The 23,955-nt window shown below is 75.9% G+C and carries 17 protein-coding genes and 1 pseudogene; 15 read left to right on the top strand and 3 right to left on the bottom strand.

All coding sequences use genetic code 11. The annotated features are described in order from the left end of the window. Window positions 1-7 precede the first annotated feature (7 nt). The 10 genes from ACRAKJ_RS09575 to ACRAKJ_RS09530 all read left to right on the top strand — a co-directional run bounded on the left by ACRAKJ_RS09575 (window position 8) and on the right by ACRAKJ_RS09530 (window position 8,660). The gene (locus tag ACRAKJ_RS09575) at window positions 8-712 is read left to right on the top strand and encodes a CIS tube protein (protein ID WP_438921858.1); all 705 of its coding nucleotides are present in this window, start codon (window positions 8-10) and stop codon (window positions 710-712) included. Then, a complete protein-coding gene (locus ACRAKJ_RS09570) occupies window positions 709-2,526 on the top strand; it encodes a VgrG-related protein (RefSeq protein ID WP_438921859.1) in 1,818 nt (605 codons plus the stop codon). Before ACRAKJ_RS09575 ends, ACRAKJ_RS09570 begins: the two co-directional genes overlap by 4 nt. A gap of 18 nt (window positions 2,527-2,544) precedes the next feature. Continuing rightward, complete coding sequence (locus tag ACRAKJ_RS09565) at window positions 2,545-2,856, top strand: PAAR domain-containing protein (protein WP_438921860.1); 312 nt, start codon at window positions 2,545-2,547, stop codon at window positions 2,854-2,856. A 4-nt stretch (window positions 2,857-2,860) separates the two neighbouring features. Beyond that, on the top strand, window positions 2,861-3,259 hold the full coding sequence (locus ACRAKJ_RS09560; protein ID WP_438921861.1) for a GPW/gp25 family protein: 399 nt from the start codon (window positions 2,861-2,863) through the stop codon (window positions 3,257-3,259). Window positions 3,260-3,261: 2 nt separating this feature from the next. Next, a complete protein-coding gene (locus ACRAKJ_RS09555) occupies window positions 3,262-5,199 on the top strand; it encodes a putative baseplate assembly protein (protein WP_438921862.1) in 1,938 nt (645 codons plus the stop codon). After that, complete coding sequence (locus ACRAKJ_RS09550; protein ID WP_438921863.1) at window positions 5,196-5,738, top strand: phage tail protein; 543 nt, start codon at window positions 5,196-5,198, stop codon at window positions 5,736-5,738. Before ACRAKJ_RS09555 ends, ACRAKJ_RS09550 begins: the two co-directional genes overlap by 4 nt. Next, window positions 5,731-6,633, top strand: coding sequence for a zinc-ribbon domain-containing protein (locus tag ACRAKJ_RS09545; RefSeq protein ID WP_438921864.1), 903 nt, complete (start codon window positions 5,731-5,733; stop codon window positions 6,631-6,633). The genes ACRAKJ_RS09550 and ACRAKJ_RS09545 overlap by 8 nt, the downstream gene beginning before the upstream one ends. 20 nt (window positions 6,634-6,653) lie before the next feature. Next, window positions 6,654-7,790, top strand: a complete 1,137-nt coding sequence (locus ACRAKJ_RS09540; protein ID WP_438921865.1) for an NAD-dependent epimerase/dehydratase family protein — start codon at window positions 6,654-6,656, stop codon at window positions 7,788-7,790. A gap of 116 nt (window positions 7,791-7,906) precedes the next feature. Further along, window positions 7,907-8,482, top strand: coding sequence for a LuxR C-terminal-related transcriptional regulator (locus tag ACRAKJ_RS09535; RefSeq protein ID WP_438921866.1), 576 nt, complete (start codon window positions 7,907-7,909; stop codon window positions 8,480-8,482). 1 nt (window position 8,483) lies between these two features. Next, on the top strand, window positions 8,484-8,660 hold the full coding sequence (locus ACRAKJ_RS09530) for a hypothetical protein (protein ID WP_438921867.1): 177 nt from the start codon (window positions 8,484-8,486) through the stop codon (window positions 8,658-8,660). A gap of 165 nt (window positions 8,661-8,825) precedes the next feature. On the opposite strand, the gene ACRAKJ_RS09525 is transcribed toward ACRAKJ_RS09530, so the two are convergent. Both ACRAKJ_RS09525 and ACRAKJ_RS09520 read right to left on the bottom strand, forming a co-directional pair. After that, on the bottom strand, window positions 8,826-12,230 hold the full coding sequence (locus ACRAKJ_RS09525) for a BTAD domain-containing putative transcriptional regulator (protein WP_438921868.1): 3,405 nt from the start codon (window positions 12,228-12,230) through the stop codon (window positions 8,826-8,828). Window positions 12,231-12,453: 223 nt separating this feature from the next. Then, window positions 12,454-16,146: a BTAD domain-containing putative transcriptional regulator gene (locus tag ACRAKJ_RS09520; RefSeq protein ID WP_438921869.1), complete on the bottom strand. Its 3,693-nt coding sequence runs from the start codon at window positions 16,144-16,146 to the stop codon at window positions 12,454-12,456. Window positions 16,147-16,487: 341 nt separating this feature from the next. On the opposite strand from ACRAKJ_RS09520, the gene ACRAKJ_RS09515 reads away from it, so the two are divergent. From ACRAKJ_RS09515 to ACRAKJ_RS09500, 4 genes are all read left to right on the top strand, one after another. Then, on the top strand, window positions 16,488-17,675 hold the full coding sequence (locus tag ACRAKJ_RS09515; protein WP_438921870.1) for a serine hydrolase: 1,188 nt from the start codon (window positions 16,488-16,490) through the stop codon (window positions 17,673-17,675). A gap of 126 nt (window positions 17,676-17,801) precedes the next feature. Beyond that, the gene (locus tag ACRAKJ_RS09510) at window positions 17,802-18,074 is read left to right on the top strand and encodes a hypothetical protein (RefSeq protein ID WP_438921871.1); all 273 of its coding nucleotides are present in this window, start codon (window positions 17,802-17,804) and stop codon (window positions 18,072-18,074) included. Beyond that, entirely contained in the window at window positions 17,999-18,790 is a 792-nt protein-coding gene (locus ACRAKJ_RS09505; protein ID WP_447008915.1) for a S8 family serine peptidase, read from the top strand. Before ACRAKJ_RS09510 ends, ACRAKJ_RS09505 begins: the two co-directional genes overlap by 76 nt. Before the next feature lie 238 nt (window positions 18,791-19,028). Next, window positions 19,029-19,112: a hypothetical protein gene (locus tag ACRAKJ_RS09500; protein ID WP_438921902.1), complete on the top strand. Its 84-nt coding sequence runs from the start codon at window positions 19,029-19,031 to the stop codon at window positions 19,110-19,112. A 7-nt stretch (window positions 19,113-19,119) separates the two neighbouring features. Here ACRAKJ_RS09500 and ACRAKJ_RS09495 read toward each other — a convergent pair whose 3' ends face one another. Then, a complete protein-coding gene (locus ACRAKJ_RS09495; RefSeq protein ID WP_438921873.1) occupies window positions 19,120-22,152 on the bottom strand; it encodes a family 78 glycoside hydrolase catalytic domain in 3,033 nt (1,010 codons plus the stop codon). A 313-nt stretch (window positions 22,153-22,465) separates the two neighbouring features. Here ACRAKJ_RS09495 and ACRAKJ_RS09490 point away from each other — a divergent pair. Beyond that, window positions 22,466-23,914: pseudogene (locus tag ACRAKJ_RS09490) on the top strand (endo-1,4-beta-xylanase); the annotation flags it as partial. Window positions 23,915-23,955 lie beyond the last annotated feature (41 nt).

The following is a 23,955-nucleotide window of genomic DNA, read 5'->3' as shown; positions in this document are numbered from 1 at the left end:
ACAGAACATGCCGAAGGCAGGAGCGAGCCTGACGCGCGCCCAGCTGGTGGTGATGGAACCACCGGCGACGGCGGGGGCCAAGCCGGGCGGCCGGCTCGCGAGCGTGAAGTTCCAGTTCAACCCGAACTCGCTCCAGCTGGCCAAGAGCACCGAGTGGCGGCGCACGCCGGCGCGGATGGCGGGCGAGACGTCGCTGCCGGAGTTCGTCGGCAGCGGCCCGCGGACGCTGTCCGTGGAGGTCTTCCTGGACGGCACGGCCAAGCACGACAACTCGGTGGAGAACCGGGTGCAGCAGCTGCTGACGGCGTGCGTGCCGACGAAGGCGAGCCTGGCGAAGAAGAAGCCCGCGAGCCCGTGGGTGCGCTTCGAGTGGGGCACGTCGAAGACCACGTCGTTCGACGGCGTGCTGTCGAACCTGTCGGTGGACTACTCGCTGTTCGACGTGGACGGCAAGCCGCTGCGGGCGCGCTGCGCGCTGTCGATCGAGGAGGCCGGGGTCGACACGCCCGGCCAGAACCCGACGTCCGGGTCGCGCGAGGCGCGGCGGGCGCACCGCGTGGTGGCCGGGGACAGCCTGCCGCAGCTGGCGTGGCGCGAGTACGGCGACGCGACGGCGTGGCGGGTCATCGCCGAGGCCAACGACATCGACGACCCGATGGTGCTGGTGCCCGGCACGGAGCTGCTGGTGCCCGGTGTGGAGGAGGTCCGATGAGCAAGGCCGGCAAACCGACCGCGGCGTCGTTCACGGTCAAGGCGGGCGGCCTGCCCGCGTCGTGGCACAACGACCTGGTCAGCTGCGTGGTCGACGAGAGCGTGGGGCTGCCCGACTCCGCCGTGCTGACCTACCGCGACCCGGGCCGCGAGGCGCTGGACAAGGGCGGCGTCACCATCGGCAGCCCGGTCGAGGTGTCGGTGTCGGCGACCACGGGCACCGCCCGGGAGCTGCTGTTCACCGGCGAGGTCACGTCCCTGGAGGTCGACGCGGACTCGACGGGCAAGTTCACCGTCATCCGCGCGATGAGCAGGGCGCACCGGCTGTTCCGGGGCCGCCGGGTGGCCGGGTTCACGAACATGTCGGTCAAGCGGATCGTCACGCAGGTGGTGAAGGGCGCCCGGCTGAAGGTCGGCCGGATCGACGTCGCCTCGGTGATCCACCCGCACCTGAGCCAGCCGGGCATCTCCGACTGGGACTTCCTTCAGCAGCTCGCCCAGGAGCACGGCGCGGTCGTGCGGGTCGACGCGAAGGGCGTGCTGGACTTCGTGCGGCCCGCGCCGGCGGCGAGCGCGCCGGCCCCGACCAACGTCGCGCACCCGTGCGTGCTGGAGCTGGGCCGCAACGTCCGGGTGCTGCGCGCCTCGCTGACCAGCGCGGACCAGGTGCAGGAGGTCGAGGTCCGCGGCTGGGACGTGCGGGCGAAGGCGCCCCTGGTGTCCACCTCGCCCGCCGTCACCAGCACCGCGGTCGTGCCGGGCGCCAAGCCGGCCGACGTGGGCCGCGCGTTCGGCACGAAGGCGAAGACCCTGGTGTTCGACACCCCGTACGGCACGGACGCCGAGACGAGGGCGGCGTCGAAGTCCCTGGCGGGTGCGATCAGCGCCGGGTTCGCCGAGGTCGAGGCGGTCGCGGCGGGCCAGCCGAAGCTGCGCGCGGGCGTCCCGGTCACGCTCGCCGGCGCGGGCACGCAGTTCGACGGCAAGTACACGGCGACGTCCGTGCGGCACGTGCTGGACGCGGTGGACGGCTACCAGACCACCGTCACGGTCAGCACGTCGCCGGACCGGTCCCTCGCGGGCCTGGCGACGGGGGCCAACGCGCCCGCCCGGTCGGCCCGCGTGCCGGGCCTGGCGGTCGGGATCGTCACCGACGTCAAGGAGGTCGGCGGCGAGCGCGGCTGGGTGAAGCTGACCTTCCCGTGGCTGGACAAGTCCTACGTCAGCGACTGGGTGCGCACCGTGCAGTGGGGCGGCGTGCGCGGCGGCGGCGTGTTCAGCCCCGAGGTCCGCGACGAGGTGCTCGTGGGCTTCGAGCAGGGCAGCCTGGACCGCCCGTACGTGCTGGGCGGCCTCTACAACGGGGTCGACAAGCCCTCGCCGCACGCCGTGCCGCTGGTGGACCGGCGCAGCGGCCGGGTGAACCGGCGCTCGCTGGTGTCGCGCACCGGCAACCGGCTCGAACTGCTCGACGGCACGACGGCGTCGGGTGTGCGGGTCGCCAGCGGGGACGAGCGGCTGGAGGTCGTGCTCGACGAGCTGAAGTCCGAGCTCGTCCTGCGGGTGCGCGACGCGCGCGGTCGCCGGGTGCTCAGCTCGATCACCATGACCGACCGCGGCATCACGATCGACGCCGGCACCGGCGAACTGCTGCTCAAGGGCCGCGACGTGACCGTCGAGGCCACCCGTGACGCCACCGTGAAGGCGACCCGCGAGGCCACCGTGAAGGCGACCCGGGGCGTCACCGTCGACGGCGGCCTCAAGGCCGTGGTGCAGGGCACGGTCGTGCACCTCAACCCCCCGTTCCCCGTCTGAGCACGAGAAGAGGACGACATGCCACCCGCAGCCCGGTTGGGCGACCAGACGAGCCACGGCGGTGCTCTCGGACCGCCGTTGCCCCCGGCCGCGATCAGGGTCGCCTCGGTCCGGATCGAGGGCCGTCCCGCCGCCGTCGTGGGCAGCACGCACGGCTGCCCGATGCCGCCCCACGCGGCGCTGGGGCCCGGGAACCTCGTGGTGCCCGGCCCCGCCTCGCTCGGGAAGCCGGTGCTGATCGGCGGTCTCCCGGCGGCCCGCGTGGGCGACAAGACCACCTGCGGGGCGCAGGTCGTGCTCGGCGCGCTCACCGTGCGGATCGGGGGCTGACGCCGTGGACTTCGTCGGACGCGGCTGGGGTTTCCCGCTGCGCGTCGGCCCGACCGGCGGCATCGGCATGGTGGAGCGCGACCAGGAGATCGCCGAGGCGATCCGGCTGGTCCTGGGCACCGCGCCCGGTGAGCGGCCGATGCGGCCGGAGTTCGGCTGCGGCATCCACGACCACGTGTTCGCCTCCGCCGACGGCGCCACCGCCGGGCACCTGGCGCGCGAGGTGCGCGCCGCCCTTGAGCGCTGGGAGCCGCGCGTCGAGGTGGACGACGTCGTGGTGGCCTTCGACTCGGTGGACGTCGGCACGCTCTACATCGACGTGCGCTACACCGTCCGCACCACCAACGACCAGCGCAACCTGGTCTTCCCGTTCTACACGATCCCGGACGAGGGGGGCGACTAGCCGTGGCGCTGCCCGCACCGAACCTCGACGACCGCAGGTTCCAGCAGCTCGTGGACGAGGCCAAGCGCTACGTCCAGCAGAGCTGCCCGGAGTGGACGGACCACAACGTGTCCGACCCGGGCGTGACGCTGATCGAGGCGTTCGCGCACATGGTCGATCAGCTCGTGTACCGGTTGAACCGGGTGCCCGAGCGCAACCACCTGGCGTTCCTGGACCTGCTCGGCGTCACGCTGTTCCCGCCGACCGCGGCGCGGGCGGAGGTGACGTTCTGGCTGTCCGCGCCGCAGGAGGACACCGTGCTGCTGCCCGTCGGCACGGAGGTCGCGACGGCCCAGGTGGAGCAGGACGAGCCGGTCGTGTTCGCCACCACCGAGGAGCTGCCCGTGGTGCCGTGCGCGCTGGAGCGCCTGGTGACGCGGACCGCGGCGGGCGAGCACGCCGACCGCTCCCGCGACCTGGAGGCGGGCCGGGACGTGCGGTGCTTCCAGGCGGAGCCGGCGGCCGGTGACGCCACCCTGTTCGGCCTGTCGAACGCCGTGCCGCGCTGCGTCGTGGTGCTGCGGCTGGACAGCCGGGTCGAGGGCATCGGCGTCGACCCGCGGCAGCCGCCGCTGGTGTGGGAGGCGTGGGACGGCCAGGACTGGGTGCCGTGCGCGACCGACGAGGACACCACCGGCGGCCTGAACCGGCCGGGCGAGGTGGTGCTGCACGTGCCCGCCGGGCACACCGCGTCGGTCGTCGCCGGGCACCGGGCGGGCTGGCTGCGCTGCCGGGTCGTCGAACCGGTGCGCGAGCAGCCGTTCTACGCCGAGTCGCCGACCGTGCGGCGGGCGGAGGCGTTCACCCTCGGCGGCACGGCGGTCGTCGAGCACGCCGAGACCGAGGTGGACGTGCCGCTGGGCGAGGCGGCGGGCGTGCCGGGGCAGCGGTTCCTGCTGCCCAGCGCCCCCGTGCTGCTCGACGGCGAGCCGCCGGTGGTGCGCGTGTCGGAGGGCGAGGGCTGGCAGGACTGGACGGCGGTCGAGCACTTCGGGCTGTCCGGCCCCGACGACCGGCACGTGGTGCTGGACGCGGCGCGCGGCGAGGTGGCGTTCCCGCCGGCGGTGCGCGAGGCGGACGGGTCGCTGCGCCGGTACGGGGCGGTGCCCGCGAAGGGCGCGGTGGTGCACGTGCCGCGCTACCGCACGGGTGGCGGCCGGGCGGGCAACGTGGCGCGCGGCACGATCACCGTGCTGCGCAGCTCGGTGCCGTTCGTGGCGGCGGTGGAGAACCGCGAGGCCGCGCGCGGCGGGGTGGACGGCGAGACGGTCGCGGAGGCCAAGCTGCGCGCGCCGCACCAGCTGCGGGTGCAGGAGCGGGCGGTGACCGCGGAGGACCACGAGCACATCGCCCGGGTGGCCGCGCCGTCGCTGGCGCGGGTGCGGTGCCTGCCGGTCGAGGGCGGCGGCGCGCGGGTGCTCGTCGTGCCCGACGCGGTGGCCGACCGGGGCGACCGGCTGCGGTTCGAGCAGCTCGTGCCCACGGCGGACGTGCTGCGGGCGGTGGCCGCGAAGCTCGACGAGCGCCGCCTGCTGGGCACCCGGATCGTCGTGGAACCGCCGCGCTACCAGGGCGTCACGGTCGTCGCGCGGCTGGCCGCGGCGCACGCGGCCGAGACGTCCCGGGTGCGCGAGGAGGCGCTGGACGCGCTGCACCGCTACCTGAACCCGCTGCGCGGCGGCGTGGACGGCACGGGCTGGGAGTTCGGCCGGGCCGTGCAGTTCGGCGAGGTGTTCGCGGTGCTCCAGCGGGTGCCGGGGGTGCGCCTGGTGGACGAGGTGCTGCTGTTCCCGGCGAACCCGATCACCGGGGCGCGCGGCACGCCCGGCGACCGGGTCGAGGTCGCGCCCAACGCGCTGGTGTTCTCCCACCAGCACCAGGTAGTGGTGGCCGGGCCGTGAGCCGCGCCGCCCTGCCCGAGCTGCCCAGCAGGCACCCGCTGGGCGCGGCGCTGCCCGCCCTGTACGCCGCCGACGACCTGGCGCAGCGGTTCACCGCCGGGCTGGACGCCGTGCTGTCCTCGATCCTGTCCACGATGGACAACCTGGCCGCGTACTTCGACGCCGACCTGGCGCCGGCCGACTTCCTGGAGTGGCTGTCGTCGTGGCTGGCCGCCGACCTCGACCCGGCGTGGCCGGAGCCGCTGCGCCGCGAGGTCGCGTCCCGGGCCGTGGAGCTGCACCGGCTGCGCGGCACCGCGCGCGGCCTGGTGGCCCGGCTGGAGCTGTGCCTGGGCGTGCGCGCCGAGGTGCTCGACGGGGCCGGCGCGGTGTGGTCGCCGGACCCGGACGGCGAGCTGCCCCCGGATGTCGGGGCGGTCGTGGTGCGGGTGCGGCCCGGCAGGTCCGGGCCGGTGGACCGGGCGGCGGTGGAGGCGCTGGTCGAGGCGGTGCGGCCGGTGCACGCGACGTGCGTGGTGGAGGTGGTCGGCGGTGGCTGAGGTGACGGCCGACGACGTGCGGCACTGCCCGCAGTGCGGCGCGCCCGTGCCGGACGGGGACGACTTCTGCGGCAACTGCGGCACCTACCTGGGCTGGGTGCCGAAGGCCGAGCCCGAGGCGTCGCCCCTCGCGCTCACCCTGGAACCGGTGCCGCCGGGGCGGCCGGCGATCCGGCGACCGCTGCCGACCGCCGCCGCGCGGGACGCCGTGGTCGGGCCGCCGTGCCCGTCGTGCGGCACGGCCAACCCGCCGGACCGGCGGTTCTGCCGGCGCTGCGCCACGCCCCTGCGGACCGCGGCGCGCAAGGAGTCCGCTCCCCGCCGGACCCGGTGGCGCTGGGGCGGCGACACGTCACGGTGGCTGCGCAGGCTGGCGGCGCTGCTCGCGGTGGTGGTGCTGGTGGCGGTGGCGGTGCTGCTGGAACCGTGGGCCGTGCGGTGGCTGGAGGACCTGCGGGACCGGGTGTCGACGCCGGCGGCGATCGCGCCCAGCGGCACCAGGGCCACCGCGGAGGTGCCGGGCCACCCGGCGTCCAACGCCGTGGACGGCCTGTCGAACCGGTACTGGGGCGCGCCCGCCGCGGGCGACGCGGTGGAGTTCACGTTCGCCTCGCCGTTCCGGCTGCTGTCGGTCGTCGTGCACACCGGCGCGGGCGCGCAGCCGGAGGCGTTCACCGCGCAGGGCCGGGCCACCGCGGTCGACGCCGTGGTCACCTCGGTCGACGGCACGCACCGCACCGTGCCGCTGTCGCTGGGCGACCGGGCCGGGCCGCAGCGCACCGACACCGCGATCAGCGGCGTGGTGCGGGTGCGGCTGGTCGTGAAGCAGGCCGCCGGGCTCCCGCCGGGCGGGCACGTGGCGCTGGGCGAGGTGGAGTTCTTCCGCCGCCCGTGAGCAGTCGGAGAGGAGCGGACGTGGACGTCGTCGTGGTCACCGGTTCGGCCGGGCTGATCGGCGGTGAGGCGGTGCGGGTGCTGGCCGACCGGTTCGACCTGGTCGTCGGGGTCGACAACATGATGAGGAGGGACTTCCTGGGCGCGGCGGCGGTGGGCGCGGCGGTCGAGGCGCCGGCCAACTCCCGGCACCGCGCGGTGGACGTGCGGGACCAGGAGGCGTTCGGCGCGGTGCTGGCCGAGTACGGCTCCGACGTGCGGCTGGTCGTGCACGCGGCCGGGCAGCCCAGCGCCGAGTGGGCCGCCGACGCCCCGCTGGTGGACTTCGGGGTCAACGCCCTGGGCACGGTGAGCGCGCTGGAGGCCGTGCGGCGGTGGTGCCCGGACGCGGTGGTGGTCGTGGTGTCCAGCCGGCAGGTGTACGGCGCGGCGCCGGACTCGTTGCCGCTGGTGGAGACCGCGACCCGGTGGGAGGTGGACCCGGCGCACCCCTACCACGAGCACGGCGTCGACGAGTCGCTGCGGCTGGACCGCGTGGACCGCACGTTCCTCGGCGTGTCGACGCTCGCCGCCGACCTGGCCGCGCAGCAGTACGCCAGGCGGCTGGGCATGGCCGTCGGCGTGTTCCGGTGCGGCAGCGTCACGGGCGCCCGGCACGCGGGCGTGGAGCGGCACGGGTTCCTGTCCCACCTGGTGCGCAGCGCCGTGCGCGGGGCCGCGTTCCAGGTCATCGGGCACGGCGGCAAGCAGGTGCGGGACGTGCTGGACGCGCGCGACCTGGTGGAGATGTTCTGGCGGTTCTACCTGTCGCCGCGGCCCGGCGAGGTCTACCACGCGGGCGGCGGCCGGGAGCACGGCGCGTCGGTGCTGGAGTTCATCGCGCGCTACGAGTACCTGACCGGGCAGGAGGTGCGGTTCGACTACACGCCCGGACCGCGGTTCGCCGACGTCCGGTGGTGGCTCACCGACACCCGCCGGTTCCGCCGCGACTACCCCGGCTGGCGGCCCGCGCACGACCCGTCGGAGGTGCTGCTGTCGCTGCACCGGCACTGGGGCGGAACGGCCCTTGACCTGGGCGGGTCAGGCGGTGTTGAGTTCGTCCACCAGGGTTCTCCACGGCTCTTGAGGGACGCCGGCCGGCGTGAAGAATCCTTGTAGACGCGGTTGAGAGGGCCTGAAGCCGCCCCCAGCAGACTCGGAAGCGCAACGCGAGACTGTGGGAGGCAGCGGTGGAGCGAATCCGGGTCGCCGTCCAGGCGACGGATCACCTGAGCATGACCGGTCTGACGACCTACCTGGGGTCGAGGCCCGAGATCGAGGTCCTGGGGGCCGCGCAGCACGCGCGGGCCGAGGTGGCGGTGGTCGCCGCGCCGCGCCTCACCGCGGAGGTCGCGTCCCGCCTGCGGCGGGCGGCGGCCCAGGTCGGGGCGCCCGTCGTGCTCATCGTCGACGAGGTCGGCGAGACCGACGTGCTGGCCGCCGTGGAGTGCCGGGTCGTGGCCGTGCTGCAACGCGCCTCGGTGACCGACGAGGTGGTGCTGCGCAGCGTGCTGTCGGCGGCGACCGGCGGTGGCGCGATGCCGCCGTCGATGGTGTCCGAGCTGCTGCGGCACGTCGAGCGCCTCCAGCGGCAGGTCGTGGCGCCCGAGGGCGGGCCGAACCAGCTCACCTCGCGGGAGGCCGACGTGCTGCGGCTGATGGCCGACGGGCTCGACACCGCGGAGATCGCCGGCCGGCTGTGCTACTCGGAGCGCACGATCAAGAACGTGTTCTACGGCATCACGACCAGGTTGAACCTGCGCAACAGGCCGCACGCGGTCGCCTACGCCCTCCGGAAGGGGATGATCTGACGTGGAGAAACCGATCGAGCGCACCGGCGCCTCCCTCCGCCACGTGGTGGACCTGGCGCTGCGGGGCCTGAGGTCCGGGCCCGGCCGCGCGCCGCACCCGGCGCGGCCCCGGCAGTGGGTGATGACCCCCGACGGGGTCATCGACGGCCCGCGCGACGAGGAGCCGGCCGGCCGCTGACCGGCCGCCGGCCGGCACGGGCGCCGTTGGGGAACGGCGGCCGGCACGGCCGGGCACCACCGCACCACCGCACCACCGCACCACCGCACCACCGCACCACCGCACCACCGCACCACCGCACCACCGCACGCGACCGAACCACCGCCGGGTCCTCCCGCTCTCGGGTCAGCGGGACAGCGCGACCTCGCCCGTCGCGCGGCGGACGTCCCACTCCGCGCCGAACCGGCGGTAGTGGGCGACCGCCTCGGCCAGCGCGGTCCCGGCCTCCGCGCCGCGACCGGCGCGCGCGAGCAGCACGGCGCGGTCCTCCAGGGTCTGCGCCAGCTCGAACGCCCGGCCGACCGACCGGTAGTGCCGCACCACCGGGACCAGCCCGTCCGGGTCCTCCGCCAGGACCGAGCGGCACCGCTGGGCCGCGGCCGCCGCACGCGCCGCCGTCGCCTCGCGCTCCGCCTCGGTCTCGCACGCCCGCGCCGCCGCGAGCGCCGTCGACCGGTCGCCCGCCTCCAGCGCCAGCCGCACCAGCTCGGGCAGCCACTGGTGCCTCAGCATCATGTCCGCGTACCGGGTGTCGAGGATCGCCCCGAGCACCGACACCGCGCGGGCCGGGTCGCCCTCCCGCGCCGCCGCCATCGCCTGCGCGGCCACCAGGAAGTCGCAGTTCTCCCGGTACGCCTCGGTCACCAGCGGCAGCGTCAGCCCCTGCTCCAGGTGGTCGGCCAGCCGCTCGCCGTCGTCGCGGTGCGCGGCGATCAGCGCCGCCACCCCGTGCAGCAGCACCGGCGCGCCCTCCCGCAGGCCGAACCCGGTGAACCCCGGGTCGCGCAGCACGCCGTCCAGCCGGGCCACCGCCTCGTCCCACCCGCCCAGCCAGTACTGGTGCACGGCCGCCGCCAGGTGCAGCCCGGCCACCGGCGTGGTCCGCCCGGCCACCTCGAACGCCAGGTCGAGGTTCCGCCCGGCCTCGTCGAGCCGGTCGAGGCACTGGAGGGTGAAGATCCGGTTGTCCAGCAGCAGCAACCGCAGGTCGGTGAGGCTCACGTCGGTGCCGACGACGTCCAGCGCCTGGTCGAGGTGGGCCACCGCGCGCGGGTAGTCCCGGCGCACCGCCTCCACCTGCCACAGCACCTCCAGCGCCTGCGCGAGGGCGAACGGGTCCGCCGCCCGCTCCCCCGCCTCGATGGCCTGCCGCGCGCTGGCCTCGGCGCCGTCCAGCTCGCCCACCCCGGCCCGCTGCACCAGCGCCAGCAGCGACAGCAGCCGGGCGCGCCACCGGTCCGACAGCACGGGGTCGGCCAGCGCCTCCCGCGACGCGGCCACCGCGTCCTCGGCCCGCCCGCCCCGGTACGGCATGTAGGCGAGCGTCCACCGCACCTCGGCCACCCGGTCGGGGTCGCGCAGCCGCGTCAGCGCCCGCCGCGCGTGCTCCTCTGCCTCGACGTCCCGGTTGACCCGGAACAGCGCGCTGCTCAGGTGCGCCATCAGCGCGGCGTCCCGCTCGTCGCGCGCCACCGACGACCGCAGGCACCGCTGGAGCAGCTCGACGGCCACCAGCGGCGCCCGGTAGACCAGCGCGGGCGCCTGCTCCACCAGCCAGTCCAGCGCCCACGCACCGACCTCGCCGTCCGCGGCGAGCAGCTGCTCGGCGACGTGGTCCACCGCCGCGCCGGACGCGGCCAGCGCCTGCGCGGCCTGCTGGTGCAGCGCCGTGCGCAGGGCCGCGGGCGTCCCCTCGTACAGGGCCTGGCGGATCAGCGGGTGCCGGAACGCCATGCGCGGCCCGGCGTCGCTGAGCACCCCGGCCGCCAGCGCCTCCTCCAGCCGGGCCGCCAGGTCGAACACCGGCGTGCCGAGCACCACCGACAGGTCGCCGACCCCGAACTCGCCGCCCAGCAGCGCCGACCAGCGCAGCACCTCGCGCGTCGGGTCCGACAGGAAGTCCAGCCGGCCCGTCACCGCGGACACCAGCGACAGCGGGGCGCGGTCGAACGCGGTGTCGACGACCTCGGCGACACCGGTGTCGACCTGCACGACCTGCTCGCGCACCAGGGCGTCCGCGACCTCCCGCACGTACAGGGGGTTGCCGGCGGCGCGGGCCGCGATCCGGCGCAGCCCCGGTCCGGGCACCGCGCCGACCAGGCGACCGACCAGCCCGGCGACCTCGGCGTCGGCGAGCGGGGCGAGGTCGAGCACCGTGCCGCCGGACGACTCGGCGTCCCGGCGCAGCCGCGCGATCTCCGCCCGGTGGGGCACCGGGCGGGCCACGCCGACCAGCAGCAGCGGCTGCCGCCGGGTGAGCGCGGTGAGCCGGTGCCACACGCGGGCGCTGGACTCGTCGGCCCACTGGAGGTCGTCGAGCGCGAACACCAGCGGGCCGTCCGCGCACAGCAGCTCCACCAGCGACACCAGCCGGTCCACCGCCTCGACGACGGGGTCGGCCTCGCCGAAGATGGACCCGGCGGGCCGCTCCTGGGCGAGCGCGTGCGCGGCGGCGGCCCGGCGCGGGTCGGGTGAGCGCGCGTCCACGGCGAGCGCGTCCAGGGCGAGCCGCAGCGGGAACCGCGTGCCCAGCTCGTCGGCCACGGCGAGGGCGATCCGGTGCCCGGCGCGCCCGGCCCGCGCGAGGACCGCGCCGAGCAGCGCGGACTTGCCGATGCCCAGCTCGCCCTCGACCCAGAGCACCCGGCCGTGCCCGGCGCTGACGTCGTCCACCAGGCGGCCCACCGCGGCCAGCTCCGGGCCGCGCCCGACGAGGTCGACGTCCGGTGGCCGGGGGGCGGGCGGCGCGGGCGGCTCGTACCGGCGCCCGCCCGCGAGGATGCGCTCGTGCGCCTCGCGCAACCGCTTGCCCGGCTCGACCTCCAGCTCGGTGACCAGCACCCGCCGGGCGTCCCGGAACACCTCCAGCGCCTCGGCGCTGCGGCCCGACCGGTGCAGGGCGAGCATCAGCAGCTCGCGGGCGCGTTCGCGCAGCGGTTCGTCGGCGACCAGCGAGGTCAGCCCCGCCACCGCCTCGACGTGCGCGCCCGCCGCGAGGGCCGCCTCGCCGTGCAGCTCGCGGGCCGCCGTGCGGGCCTCGCCGAGCCTGCGCCGCTGCGCCTCGGCGAACGGGCCGGTCAGACCGGCGAGCGCGTCGCCCCGCCACAGGGCCAGCGCCGCCTCCGACGACCGCCGCGCCGCCTCCGGGTCGCCGCCGGCCAACTGCCGCCGGGTCGCGTCGAGGAGCGCCTCGAACCGCGCCACGTCCACGTCGGCGGGGTCCACCGCCAGCCGGTAGCCGGAGCCCGCCGACACCAGCAGCCGCGACGGCGTGCCGCGCGGGCGGTCCGGCTCCAGCGCCTTGCGCAGCACCGACACGTAGGTGTGCACGCTGCCCTCGGCCGTGGCCGGCGCGCCCTCGCCCCACACGGCCGCCACCAGCTCGTCCCGGGTCACCCCGCCGGCGCGCAGCGCGAGCACCGCGAACACCGCGCGGGGGCGCGACGAGCCCAGCGGCACCTCCCGGTCGCCGGCCCAGGCGCGCACCGACCCGAGCAGCTCGACCCGCACCACGCCCGTCACCCGGTCCACCACTCCCCCACCGTCGCCGTTCCCGGACCCGCCGCCCGGCGACGGGCCGAACGACCCGACCCGACCCGCACCACGTCCACCACCCCGCCGAACACCTTTCAGCCACCCGCGCCGCGCGCGGGCGCACCGATCCGGCCGACCCGCCCCGGACCGCGCCCGTCACCCCGGCCGGCATCCCCCGGCCCCGCCGCGCGGGGGCGCGACGAGCCGGGCGGCACGCCCGTCACCCGGTCCACCACCCCTCGGCCGTTCCCGCGCCCGTCCCCGTTCCCGCGCCCGTCCCGGCCGCGCGTCGCCGGACGGTCGCGCGCCGCACGTCGTGCACCGCCCCGAACTCGCGGTAGCCCCGCACCGCCTCGTCGAACGCGACCCGGTCGCGCGACAGCACCGCCGCGTCCTCCAGCGCCTCCGCCAGCTCCACCGGCCGGCCGACGGCGCGGAACCTCCCGGCGGCGGCCACGATCCCGGCCGGGTCGCCGTCGACGAGGCCCCGGCACCAGGACAGCGCCGCCGCGGCCCGCGCGGGTTCCCGCTCCGCCGCGGCCTCCTCCTCGGCGACGGCCAGGGCGCGCCCCGCCACGTCGCGCCGCCCGTGCGCGACCGCGAGCCGGGTGACGAGCGGCAGCCACTGGTGGCGCAGCACCATCTGCCCGGCGGCCGACACCACCGGCTCCAGCAGCGCGAGCGCCTCGTCCGGCCGGCCCGCGCGTTCGGCCAGCACGGCCCGCGCCACCAGCAGGAAGTCGCCGTGCTCGCGGTCCGACGGCGTCACCAGCGGGTGCGCGGTGGCGGCGTCCAGGTGCGCCTCGGCCGTCTCCACCCGGTCGCGCCGGGCCGCGACGAGCGCCGCCACCCCGTGCACCAGCAGGGCCAGGCCGTGCTCGCGCAGGCCGAACGACGTGCCGGTGCCGTTCGCCAGCGCCCGAACGCCCTCGGCCGCGGCGGCGTCCCAGCGGCCCGACCAGTAGTCCTGCACGGCGGCGGTGACCCGCACGGCGGGCGAGGCGGTGCCGCCGGCCAGCTCGCGCGCCGCGGCCAGCACCCCGTCGGCCTCGGCGAGCCGGTCCAGGTTCTGCAACGTGAACGCCTTGTTGTCCATCAGCCCCAGGCGCAGCTCGGTGAAGTCCGGCCGCCCGCCGGTCAGCAGCAGCGCCCGGTCGACGCGCGCCAGCGCGCCGCGGTGGTCGCGGCGCACCGAGTCGACCTGCCACAGCGCCTGGAGGGCGTGCGCGACGGCGAACTCGTCGCCCGCCTCCTCGCCGCGCGCCACTGCGCGCAGCGCCGTCTCCTCGGCCGCCGCCACGTCGTTGAGCCCTTCCCGCAGCACGGCCGCCAGCAGGGCCTCCAGCCGCGCCCGCCACGCCGGCGGCACGGCGGCGTCGGCCGCGGCGGCGCGCAGCGCGTCCACCGCCTCCGCCGCCCGGCCGTCGCGGTACCGGGCGTGGGCCAGTATCCAGCGCATCTCGGCGGCCCGGCGCGGGTCGCGGGTGCGCGCCAGCACGTACCGCGCCTCGGCCTCGGGCCTGCGGCCGAGCCAGAACATGAGCCGCGCCAGCAGGGCGGCGAGCCGTTCCCGGTGCTCGGCGTCCGGCGCGGGCCCCTCCACGACGGCGCGCAGCAGCCGGACGGCGGTGTCCGGGGCGCGCTTGCCCAGGGCCGTGCCGCGGGCCACCAGCCAGTCCACCGCCCACGGGTCGACCGCGCCGGGCGCGGCGGCCAGCTGCTCGACCACCAGCTCCACCGGCGCGCCCGCGGTGGCCAGCGCCTGCGCGGTCCGGCGGTGCAGCGCGGTCCGCACCGCGGCGGGCGTGCCGTGGTAGAGCGCCTCGCGGATCACGACGTGCCGGAACGCGAGCTTCGGGCCGGCGTCGTCCAGCACGCCCGCGGCGGTCGCCTCCTCCACTGCGGCGATCAGCTCCGACGACGGCCGGCCCAGCACGGTCGCCGCGTCGCCCAGGGCGAACTCGGTGCCCAGCAGCGCGGCCGACCGGAGCACCTCCGTCGTCTCCGGGGACAGGAACGCCAACCGCCGCGCCAGCGCGGCGACCAGCGAGCGCGGCGGGTCGTCGTCCAGCGGCACGGAGGTCTCGGCGACGCCGTCGCGCACCCGGATCGCCTCGTCGCGCAGCAGCGCCTCGACCATGTCCCTGGTGTAGAGGGGGTTCCCGCCCGCGCAGTCCACGACCGTCCACAGGCTCTCCCCCGGCACCGCGCCCAGCAGGGACGCCAGCAGCGCCGTGCCCGCCTCCGCGGACAGCGGCCTGAGCCGCACCACCCGGCCGCCGGAGTCGACCACCGCGCGCCGCACCTGGTCCACGTCCGCCCGCCGGGGCACCGACCGCACCGCCGCCACGAGCAGCAGCGGCAACCGGTGCGCCACGCGCAGCAGGCGGTGCCACATCAGCACACTGGCCTCGTCCGCCCACTGGAGGTCGTCCACGACGACGACCAGCGGCGCCTCCGCGCACATCTCGGCCACCAGGGCCAGCAGCCGGTCGACCACCACCGGCACCGGGTCACCCACGGCGGGGACGCGCAGCGCCCGCGCCAGCTCCGCCCGCCTCGGGTCCGGGGAGGTCTCCGCGACCCCGAGGGCCTGGAGGGCGACCCGCAGCGGCGTGCGCGGCCCGACCTCGTCCCCCGCGCCCCACGCCACCCGGAAGCCCGCCGCGGCGGCACCCGCCAGGCCCTCCGCCAGCAGGGCCGACTTGCCGATGCCCGGCTCGCCCTCCACCCACACGCACCGCCCGCGCCCGGCGGCGGCGTCGACCAGCGCCCGGCGCAGCACGCCCGCTTCCAGGTCCCGCCCCACGAACACGTCCCCCGGCCGGCCGGGGGCGACGTGCCCCGCGAACCCGCCCACCAGGTCGCGTCCCAGGGGAACCCGGTCCAGGGGAACCCGGTCCAGCGGAACCCGGTCCAGCGGAACCCGGTCCAGCGGAACCCGGTCCAGCGGAATCCGTTCCGGCGCAATCCGGTCCGGCGCAATCCGGTCGGCGGGAACGCGGTCCGGCGCAATCCGGTCCAGGGGAACCCGGTCGGGCGGGAGGGGGCCCCGGTTCGGGAAACCCCGGTCCGGGGAAACGCGGTCCGGGGAACCCGGCTCGGGCGGGCCCGGTAACTCCCCGGCCGGTTCGTCGTCCAGCACCCGCTGGTGCGCCTCGCGCAGCGCCGCGCCGGGCTCGATGCCCAGCCGCTCCACCAGCACGCGCCGGGCGTCCTGGAACGCCTCCAGCGCCTCGCCGGACCGCCCGCCGCGGTGCAGGGCGGTGATCAGCAGCGCCCGCAGGCCCTCGCGCAGGGGGTGTTCGTCCACCAGCGCCGCGAGGTCGGCGACCACGTCGACGTGCCGCCCCAGCACGAGGGCCAGCTCGGCCCGCCGCTCGGCGACCGCCAGCCGCAGCTCGCGCAACCGGGCCCGCTGCGCCTCGGCGAACGGTCCCGGCACGCCGGACAGCGCGTCGCCCCGCCACAGCCCCCGCGCGAGGTCCAGCTCGGCCAGCGCCGCCGCCGGGTCCCGGGGCGCCAGCGCCGCCGCGCGCTCCCGGTGCCGCTCGAACCGGTGCACGTCCAGGCCGTCCTCGGACAGCTTCAGCGAGTACCCCGACCCGGCCGACACCAGCACCCGCGCCACCGCACGCTTGGACCGCGCGGGTTCCAGCACCTGGCGCAGGCCGGACACGTAGGTGTGCAGGCTCGCCGCCGCCGTCGCGGGCGGGGCGTCGCCCCAGACACCGTCGACCAGCTCGTCGCGCGACACGACCTGGTCGGCACGCAGCGCGAGCACCGCGAACACGGCCCGCCTGCGCGCCGTGCCCAGGTCCACCTCGACACCGTCCCGCCACGCCCGCGCAGGACCGAGCAGTGCGGCGGTGACGGGAACAGTGGCGCTCGTCACCATTTCCGTCCAATGCACCTGGAATGCGATCCGATCGGCCTCTTGCCCGCTTTACACCGGTGGTGTAAAGCGAATGCTAAATACGTTGCCCGCCCTGACCACGCCAGGTTATCACGGAGTAACACAATGCTCTTGACCTGCGTCGACTGAATTCACCAAGCGAGACGCACGACCTTTCGACATTCGCTCTCCGCACTATTAGCGCCGACTGCGCGGCATCGCCGGGGACAAGCCTATTGGACACGGCCCCGCGCCGTCGCCATCCTCCGGGCTGATCCGGGCCTACCCCCGCGGGGGTAAGCGGAGTTGCCGTCCAGGGGCGACGACACGAGCCCGCGCCGCGCCTAGCTTTCGTTGTCATGAAACGACTTCTCGCCCCCCTGCTGGCCGCCGCGCTGACCGCGAGCCTGGTCGGCGCGGCGCACGCCGACCACCAGCGCCCCTCCACCCTCCAGCGGGACGCGGACGCCCTGCTCGCCCAGGGCGCGCCGGGGGTGCTGGTGGAACTGGACACCCCGCGCGGCGACGTGGACGTGCGCAGCGGCGTGGGCGACACGACGACCGGCAAACCCGTGCCGTGGAACGCGAAGTTCCGCATCGGCAGCTTCACCAAGACCTACGTCGCCGCGACCGTCCTGCAACTGGTCGGCGAGGGCAGGCTGTCGCTGGACGACACCGTCGAACGCTGGTTGCCGGGCGTCGTGCGGGGAAACGGCAACGACGGCGGCCGGATCACGGTGCGGATGCTGCTCCAGCACACCAGCGGCCTGCACAACTACGTGCTGCAACTGCCGTTCGTCTTCAAGGACCGCGAGTTCGAGGCCAACCGCTTCCGCACGGTCACCGCCGAGGAGGCCGTGTCCCTCGCCGTGCGGGTCGCGCCGGACTTCCCGCCGGGCGAGCGGTGGCTGTACTCCAACACCGGCTACGCGCTGGCGGGCATGATCATCGAGCGGGTGACGGGCCGCAGCTGGCAGCACGAGGTGCGCACGCGCATCCTCGACCCGCTGCGCCTGCGGGATACCCACCTGCCGCACACCTCGCCGTTCATCCCCCGACCGCATGCCACAGCGTACGAGCGCTTCCCCGAGAAGGGCCTGGAGGCCGACCCGGCGGACCCGCGCTACGGCGAGGCGATCGACGTCACCGTCTACAACCCGTCGTGGGGCGGCGCGGCGGGCGACATGATCAGCACCACCGACGACGGCAACCGCTTCCTCAAGGCCCTCATGGCGGGCCGGGTGCTGCGCCCGGCGCAGCTGGCCGAGATGAAGCGCACCGTCCCGGCGACCGCCTTCGAGCAGGGGTGGCCGGGCGTGCGGTACGGCCTGGGCCTGATGTTCATCCCCAACGAGTGCGGCGGCTACTGGTCGCACGGCGGTGACATCCCGGGCTTCAAGACCCGCAACGGCGTCACCGACGACGGCGCCCGCGCGGTCACCGTGTCCATCAACACCGACTCGATGGTCCCGACGCCGGGCACCGCGCCCGCGCCGCACGACCCGGTCGCCCCGCTGGTCGACCACGCCCTCTGCGGCACGCGCTAGCCGCGACGCCGGCCGCTGTCCGGAAGTGGCCGGCGGCCGGCCCCGGGCGTCCCCGCTGCCCACACTGGCGGCTTCACGGGAGCGGATCGGGGAGGTGCGCGGCGTGGGCGGGTGCCGGAGGGCTCGATGACGGCGTTCGGGGCGGTGGTGGCGCCGGCGACGGTCGCGGTGTTCCCGCAGGCGGGCGCGGCGTTCCCACAGGCGGGCGCGGCGTTCCCGCAGGCGGGCGCGCCCCCGGCGGGGGTGTGCCGCAACGCCGAGCCGGCGCGGCCGGTCGTCGCGCCGGTGCCGTGGGCGCAGCGGGTGCTGGCGCCGAGGTCGGTGTGGCCGCACAGCACGGGCGAGGGGTGCTGGTCGCCGTGGTCGACTCGGGCGTCGACACCGACCACCCGCAGCTGAGCAGGCCGGGGAAGGTGCCGGCGGGCCAGGACTTCGACCTCGTCGGCGACCTGCCGGGGAACTTCGACTGCGTGTCGCACGGCACGGCGGTGGCGAGCGTGATCGCGGCCGACCCGGTCGACGGCGTCGGGTTCGCGGGCCTCGCGCCCGGCGCGCGGGTCCTGCCGGTGCGGGTGACCGAGCGGGACGTCGCGGAGGGCGGCGGGTCGGCCGCGTTCGACCCCGTCGTGCTGGCGCGGGGCATCTGGTACGCGGCCGAGCAGGGCGCGGACATCGTCGCGGCGGCGCGGGCCGGCGGGCACGACGTGCGCAGCGGCACGAGCTTCGTCGCGCCGTTCGTGTCCGCGACGGCCGCCCTGGTGCGGGCGAGGTGGCCGGAGCTGACCGCGCCGCAGGTCGTCGCCCGCCTCCTGGCCACGGCCGGTCCGGCGCCGGGCGGTGTCGGCGACGCGTACGGCGCGGGCCTGGTGGACCCGTACCGCGCGGTGACCGAAGGGCTCGCGGTCGGCCCGCCCGCGCCGCTGCCCGAGGTGGTCGTGCCGCCGGAGGACCCGGCCCGGGTCGCCGCCGCCGCGTGGTGGGCGCGGCTCGGGATCTCCGTGCGCACGATGCGCCGCGTGGTGTCCGACCTGATGGACCGGCTCGGCGCGCGCAGCCGCTTCCAGGCAGGGGCCAAGGCCGCCGACCGCGGCCGGCTGGTGGACCGGGCCGGCTGACCGGAACACGCCGGCCGGAACACGCGGACCGGGGCGGGCCGACCGACGGGCCGCCCCGCCGGGGTTCCGCTACCGTCGCTCCTCGTGCGCGTACTGGTCACCGAGGACGACGACCTCCTGGTGGCCGTCGACGACTACCTGGTGAAGCCGTTCGCGGTGGTGGAGATGGTCGCCCGGGTGCGCAGCCTGTGCCGCCGCCTGGGACGCCGTCGTCCCGCCGAGGTCGAACGCCCTGGACGTGGTCGTCGCCCAGCTGCGCGACAAGCTCGGCCCGCCGCCGCTCGTGCGGACCGTGCGCGGGGTCGGCTACGCCCTGCCCTGAGCCGCGCTCACAGCCGCGACACGAACCGCCACCGGCCCGGCCCCACCCGGTACACCGCGAAGCCCGGCTCCTCGCCGGCCGCCTCCGCGCCGTCCTGCGCCGTCACCGCGCCCGGGTCGCCGGTCGGCACGTGCACCTCGGCCGTGGACCCGGACGGCACCACGGCGACCAGCTCCAGCACCGGGCCGCGGGTCGACCACTCGACCGACGCCTCGCCGCGCACGGTGGTGGTGGTCTTGCGCGCCCACGTGACGCCGACCCGCGCGTCGGGCCGGATCGTGAACGCCCGGTAGCCGTCGTCCCCCGGCCGCAGGCCCGCGACGTGCTCGTACAGCCACTGCACGACGCCGCCCTTGAAGAAGTGGTCGCGCGAGCGGGAGTGCTCCTCCCACATCTCCCACATGGTGTCGGCGCCGAGGTCGAACCAGAACCCCCAGCTCGGGTAGGTCCGCTGGGTGGCGACCGCGTGCGCCACCTCCGGGAAACCGTGGCGGGTCAGGGCCTGGAGCAGCACGCTGGTGCCCAGCGCGCCGGTGTCCAGGTGGTCGTCGCGGGCGCGCACGTCGTCCGCCAGCCCCTGCGCGACCGCGCCCTCCGCGCCCGGCGGCACCAGGCCGAACTCCAGCGCCAGGGCGTTGGACGTCTGGCTGTACCGCCCGTTCCACCCCGTGCGGTACCGCGCGCCGTCGAAGAACGCGGCGTTGACCGCGTCCCGGCACGAGTCGGCCACCGAGCGGTAGTGCGCGGCGGTGTCGTGCTCGCCCAGCAGGTCGCCCACCTCGGCCGCGCACAGCAGGGCGCGGTGCAGGTACGCCGTCGCGCTCAGCCGGGTGTCCTCCGGCGGCAGGCCGCCCGACCCCGGCGGCAGGTAGTCGCCCAGCCTGGTGGTCGCCAGGCCGCCCTCCAGCCGCGCGACCTCCCAGTCCAGGTAGCGGACGACGCCCGGCCAGTGGTCGGCCACGACCCGCTCGTCGCCGTAGTACCGGTGGAACTCGCGGACCAGGTACGGGTACACCGTGGTCCACTCCGGCGCGGGCGCGGCGTCGTCGGCGTAGCCGTAGCGGCCGGTCGGCACGACCACCGGCAGCCGACCGGCCTCGTCCTGGCTGTCGGCGAGGTCGCCGAGCCACTTGGCGAGGAACCGCTCCGCCGCGAACGCCTGCATCAGCACGCCCGCGCCCAGCTGCACGTCGCCCGTCCAGCCGTTCTTCTCGAACGTGGGCGTGTCGGTGAGGATGCCGTGCAGGTTGTTGAGCAGCGTCCGCCGCATCGCCCGCTCCAGCTGCTCGAAGAACGGCTCCGAGCAGCCGAACGACCCGATCGCGGGCACGTCGGTGTGCACGACCCGGCACACCAGCTCGCCGCGCCGGGGCGGCCGGGGCAGGCCGGTGACCTCGACGTACCGGAAACCCTTGTAGGAGAAGCGGGGTTCCCACGTCTCGGTCCCCCGGCCGGAGCAGGTGTACTCGTCGGTCTGGTGGCGGCCGGGCACCAGGGCGTTGCCGGTCGCGACGGTGCCGTCGTCGGTCAGCTGCTCGCCGTGGACCAGGCGGACGACGGTGCCGGCGGGCGCGCGGACGGTGAGCTTCGTCCAGCCCGCCGACGTGCGGCCGAAGTCGGCGACGTGGACGCCCGGGCGCGGTTGGGCGACCGACACCGGCAGGACGTCGCCCACCACCCGCACCGGCTGGTGGGCCTGCGCCCGGACCGCGCCCCGGGGCGGGTCGACGACCACCGCCGGGCGCCAGTCCCGGGGCACGTGCCGGGCGTCGTGGGACTCGCCCGCGTACAGCGAGTCGGTGCGGGTCGGGCCGTCCGCGACCCGCCACCCGGTGCCGGTGCCGATCGAGGTCTTGGTGCCGTCGCGGAAGGTCACCAGGAGCTGCGCCAGCAGCTTCGGCTCGGCGCGCCAGGTGGCGTGCTCGTGGCCCCACGCGGTCGGCGTGGTCAACCCGTAGAACCCGCGGCCCAGCGTCACCTCCAGCGCGTTCACGCCGGTGGTGAGCTGCCGGGTGACGTCGTGGGTGGCGTGCAGGACGGTCACGTCGTAGTCGGTGAAGCCGGGGTCGAGGACGTGGTCGCCGACGCGGGCCCCGTTCAGCCACGCGTCGTGGTAGGCCAGGCCGCACAGGTGCAGGCGGGCGCTCGCCACGGGCTTGGCGAGCCGGAACTCCCGGCGCAGGACCGGCGCGGGCGTCTCCACGACCACCGAGACGGCGTCGCCCCACGGCGGCGCGCCGTACGGGCCCAGCACCGCCGCGGGCGTCCACGACGAGTCGTCGAACCCGGGCTCGTGCCAGCCGGGCTGCTCGGTGTCGGCGGCCAGCCACCCCGGTCCGGTCACCAGCTCGTGCGCGGTGCCGTCGACGAGGTCGACCACCAGCCGCGCGATCAGCCCGGCGGGGTTGGGCCCGTCACCGCGGTTCGTGGTGGCCGCCGCGAGCACGACCCGGCCGCCCGCGCGGCGGACGTGCTCGGTGACCACCGCGCCGCGGCCGTGCTTCCAGGCGTCGACCCGCTCCTCGTTCCACAGCACCGGTTCGCCGTTCAGGTGCAGCACGAAGTCGTCGTCGCCGGTGGCGACCACGCGGGCGCGGGCCACGGCGCCGGGCACGTCGAGGGCCGCCCGGAACCAGCGCGTGCCGGGCGGGGAGAACTCCCCGTCGTGCGCCCAGACCCAGGACGCGGCCTCCAGGCCGGGGAACTCCCCGTCGCCCGCGCCGATCCACTCCGCGTCCCACGGCGTGCCGAGGAAAGCCGTTTCCCACCAGCGCTCCGCGCTCCACGCCGAGGGCCGGCCGCGCTGGTCCCACACCCGCACCCGCCAGTGGTAGCGGGTGTGCGGCGCGAGGGGCGGCCCGCCGTAGGGCACGCCGGTGGTCCGGTCGGACTCGACCTTGCCGGAGTCCCAGACCCCGCTCACCACGACCTGGTAGGCGGTCTGCCGCACGGACGGCCGCAGCACCCAGGACAGCCGGGGCGCGGCCACGTCCGTGCCGAGCAGGTTCTGCGCGTACTCGACCGCGGTCCGCTCCACCACGTGCAGTCCCCCCGGACGCCACCGGGCCCGACCTACGCCGGCGCGGGCCTCCCCGGCAGGCTACCCCCGCTCCACGCGGCGGTCGATGCGCCGAAGAGTGGTGACTTCAGCCCTCGCTACCGCAAGACATGAGCCGACACTTTCGTAAGTTGCGGAAGCGAGTTGACCTCTCTGTACCGGCATTTTGGCGTCTCTATAGGTGATTGCAAGTGCTTGACGACCTCCGACCAGGCCCTTAGTTTACGAAAGCGTCACCCGGTTCGATCGAAACTTTCGAATCGCCCTGTGCCGTGACGACACCTTGGAGGAAGTGATGTCCAGAACTGCTGTCACCGCCGCCGGCAGGCCGGCGCACCGGGGCGGGCCGAACCGCGCCGCGGTGGTGGCCGGCGTCGTCGGCCTGCTCGCCGCGACGGCCGTGGTGCTGCCGAGCATCGCCAGCGCCGGCACCACGCTGGCCGCGTCGGCCGCGGAGAAGGGCCGGTACTTCGGCACCGCGGTCGCGGCGAACAAGCTCTCGGACTCGACCTACGTGGGCATCCTGAACCGCGAGTTCGACATGGTCACGGCCGAGAACGAGATGAAGATGGACGCGACGGAACCCCAGCGCGGCCAGTTCAGCTACGGCAACGCCGACCGGATCGTCGACCAGGCGCGCGGCCAGGGCAAGCGGGTGCGCGGGCACGCCCTGGCGTGGCACTCGCAGCAGCCCGGCTGGATGCAGTCCATGGAGGGCTCCACGCTGCGCCAGGCGATGCTCAACCACGTCACCCAGGTCGCCACGTACTACCGGGGCAAGATCTACGCCTGGGACGTCGTCAACGAGGCGTTCGCGGACGGCAGCTCCGGCGGCCGGCGCGACTCCAACCTCCAGCGCACCGGCAACGACTGGATCGAGGCCGCGTTCCGCGCGGCGCGGGCGGCGGACCCGGGCGCGAAGCTCTGCTACAACGACTACAACACCGACAACTGGTCGCACGCCAAGACCCAGGGCGTCTACCGCATGGTGCAGGACTTCAAGTCGCGCGGCGTGCCCATCGACTGCGTCGGCTTCCAGGCCCACTTCAACAGCGGCAACCCGGTGCCGAGCAACTACCACACCACGTTGCAGAACTTCGCCGACCTCGGCGTGGACGTGCAGATCACCGAGCTGGACATCGAGGGCTCCGGTTCCAGCCAGGCCCAGCAGTACCAGGGCGTCGTGCAGGCGTGCCTCTCGGTCGCCCGCTGCACCGGCATCACCGTGTGGGGCATCCGCGACACCGACTCGTGGCGCGCCTCCGGCACCCCGCTGCTGTTCGACGGCAGCGGCAACAAGAAGGCCGCGTACACCTCGGTCCTCAACGCCCTCAACGCGGGCGGTGGCACGAACCCGACCACCACCACGACCACCACGACGGGCCAGCCGGCGCCCAACTGCCCCAACGGCTACGTGGGCCTGACCTACGACGACGGCCCCGGCACCAGCACCACGCAGCTGATCAACGCGCTGCGGTCGGCGGGCCTGCGGGCGACGTTCTTCAACCAGGGCAACAAGATCGGTGGCAACACCGCGCTGGTGCAGGCGCAGCGGCAGGTGGGCTGGGTCGGCAACCACAGCTGGTCCCACCCGCACATGACCCAGCTGAGCCAGGCGCAGATGACGTCGGAGATCTCCCAGACGCAGCAGGCGATCCAGCAGGCGACGGGCGAGGCGCCGAAGCTGTTCCGCCCGCCGTACGGCGAGACCAACGCCACGCTGAAGTCCGTGCAGGCGCAGTTCGGCCTCACCGAGGTGCTGTGGAGCGTCGACTCGCAGGACTG

The sequence above is a fragment of the Saccharothrix sp. DSM 118769 genome, assembly GCF_052936295.1.
Note: the sequence above shows the minus strand (reverse complement) of the source record. Positions and strands in the feature narration are given on the sequence as shown.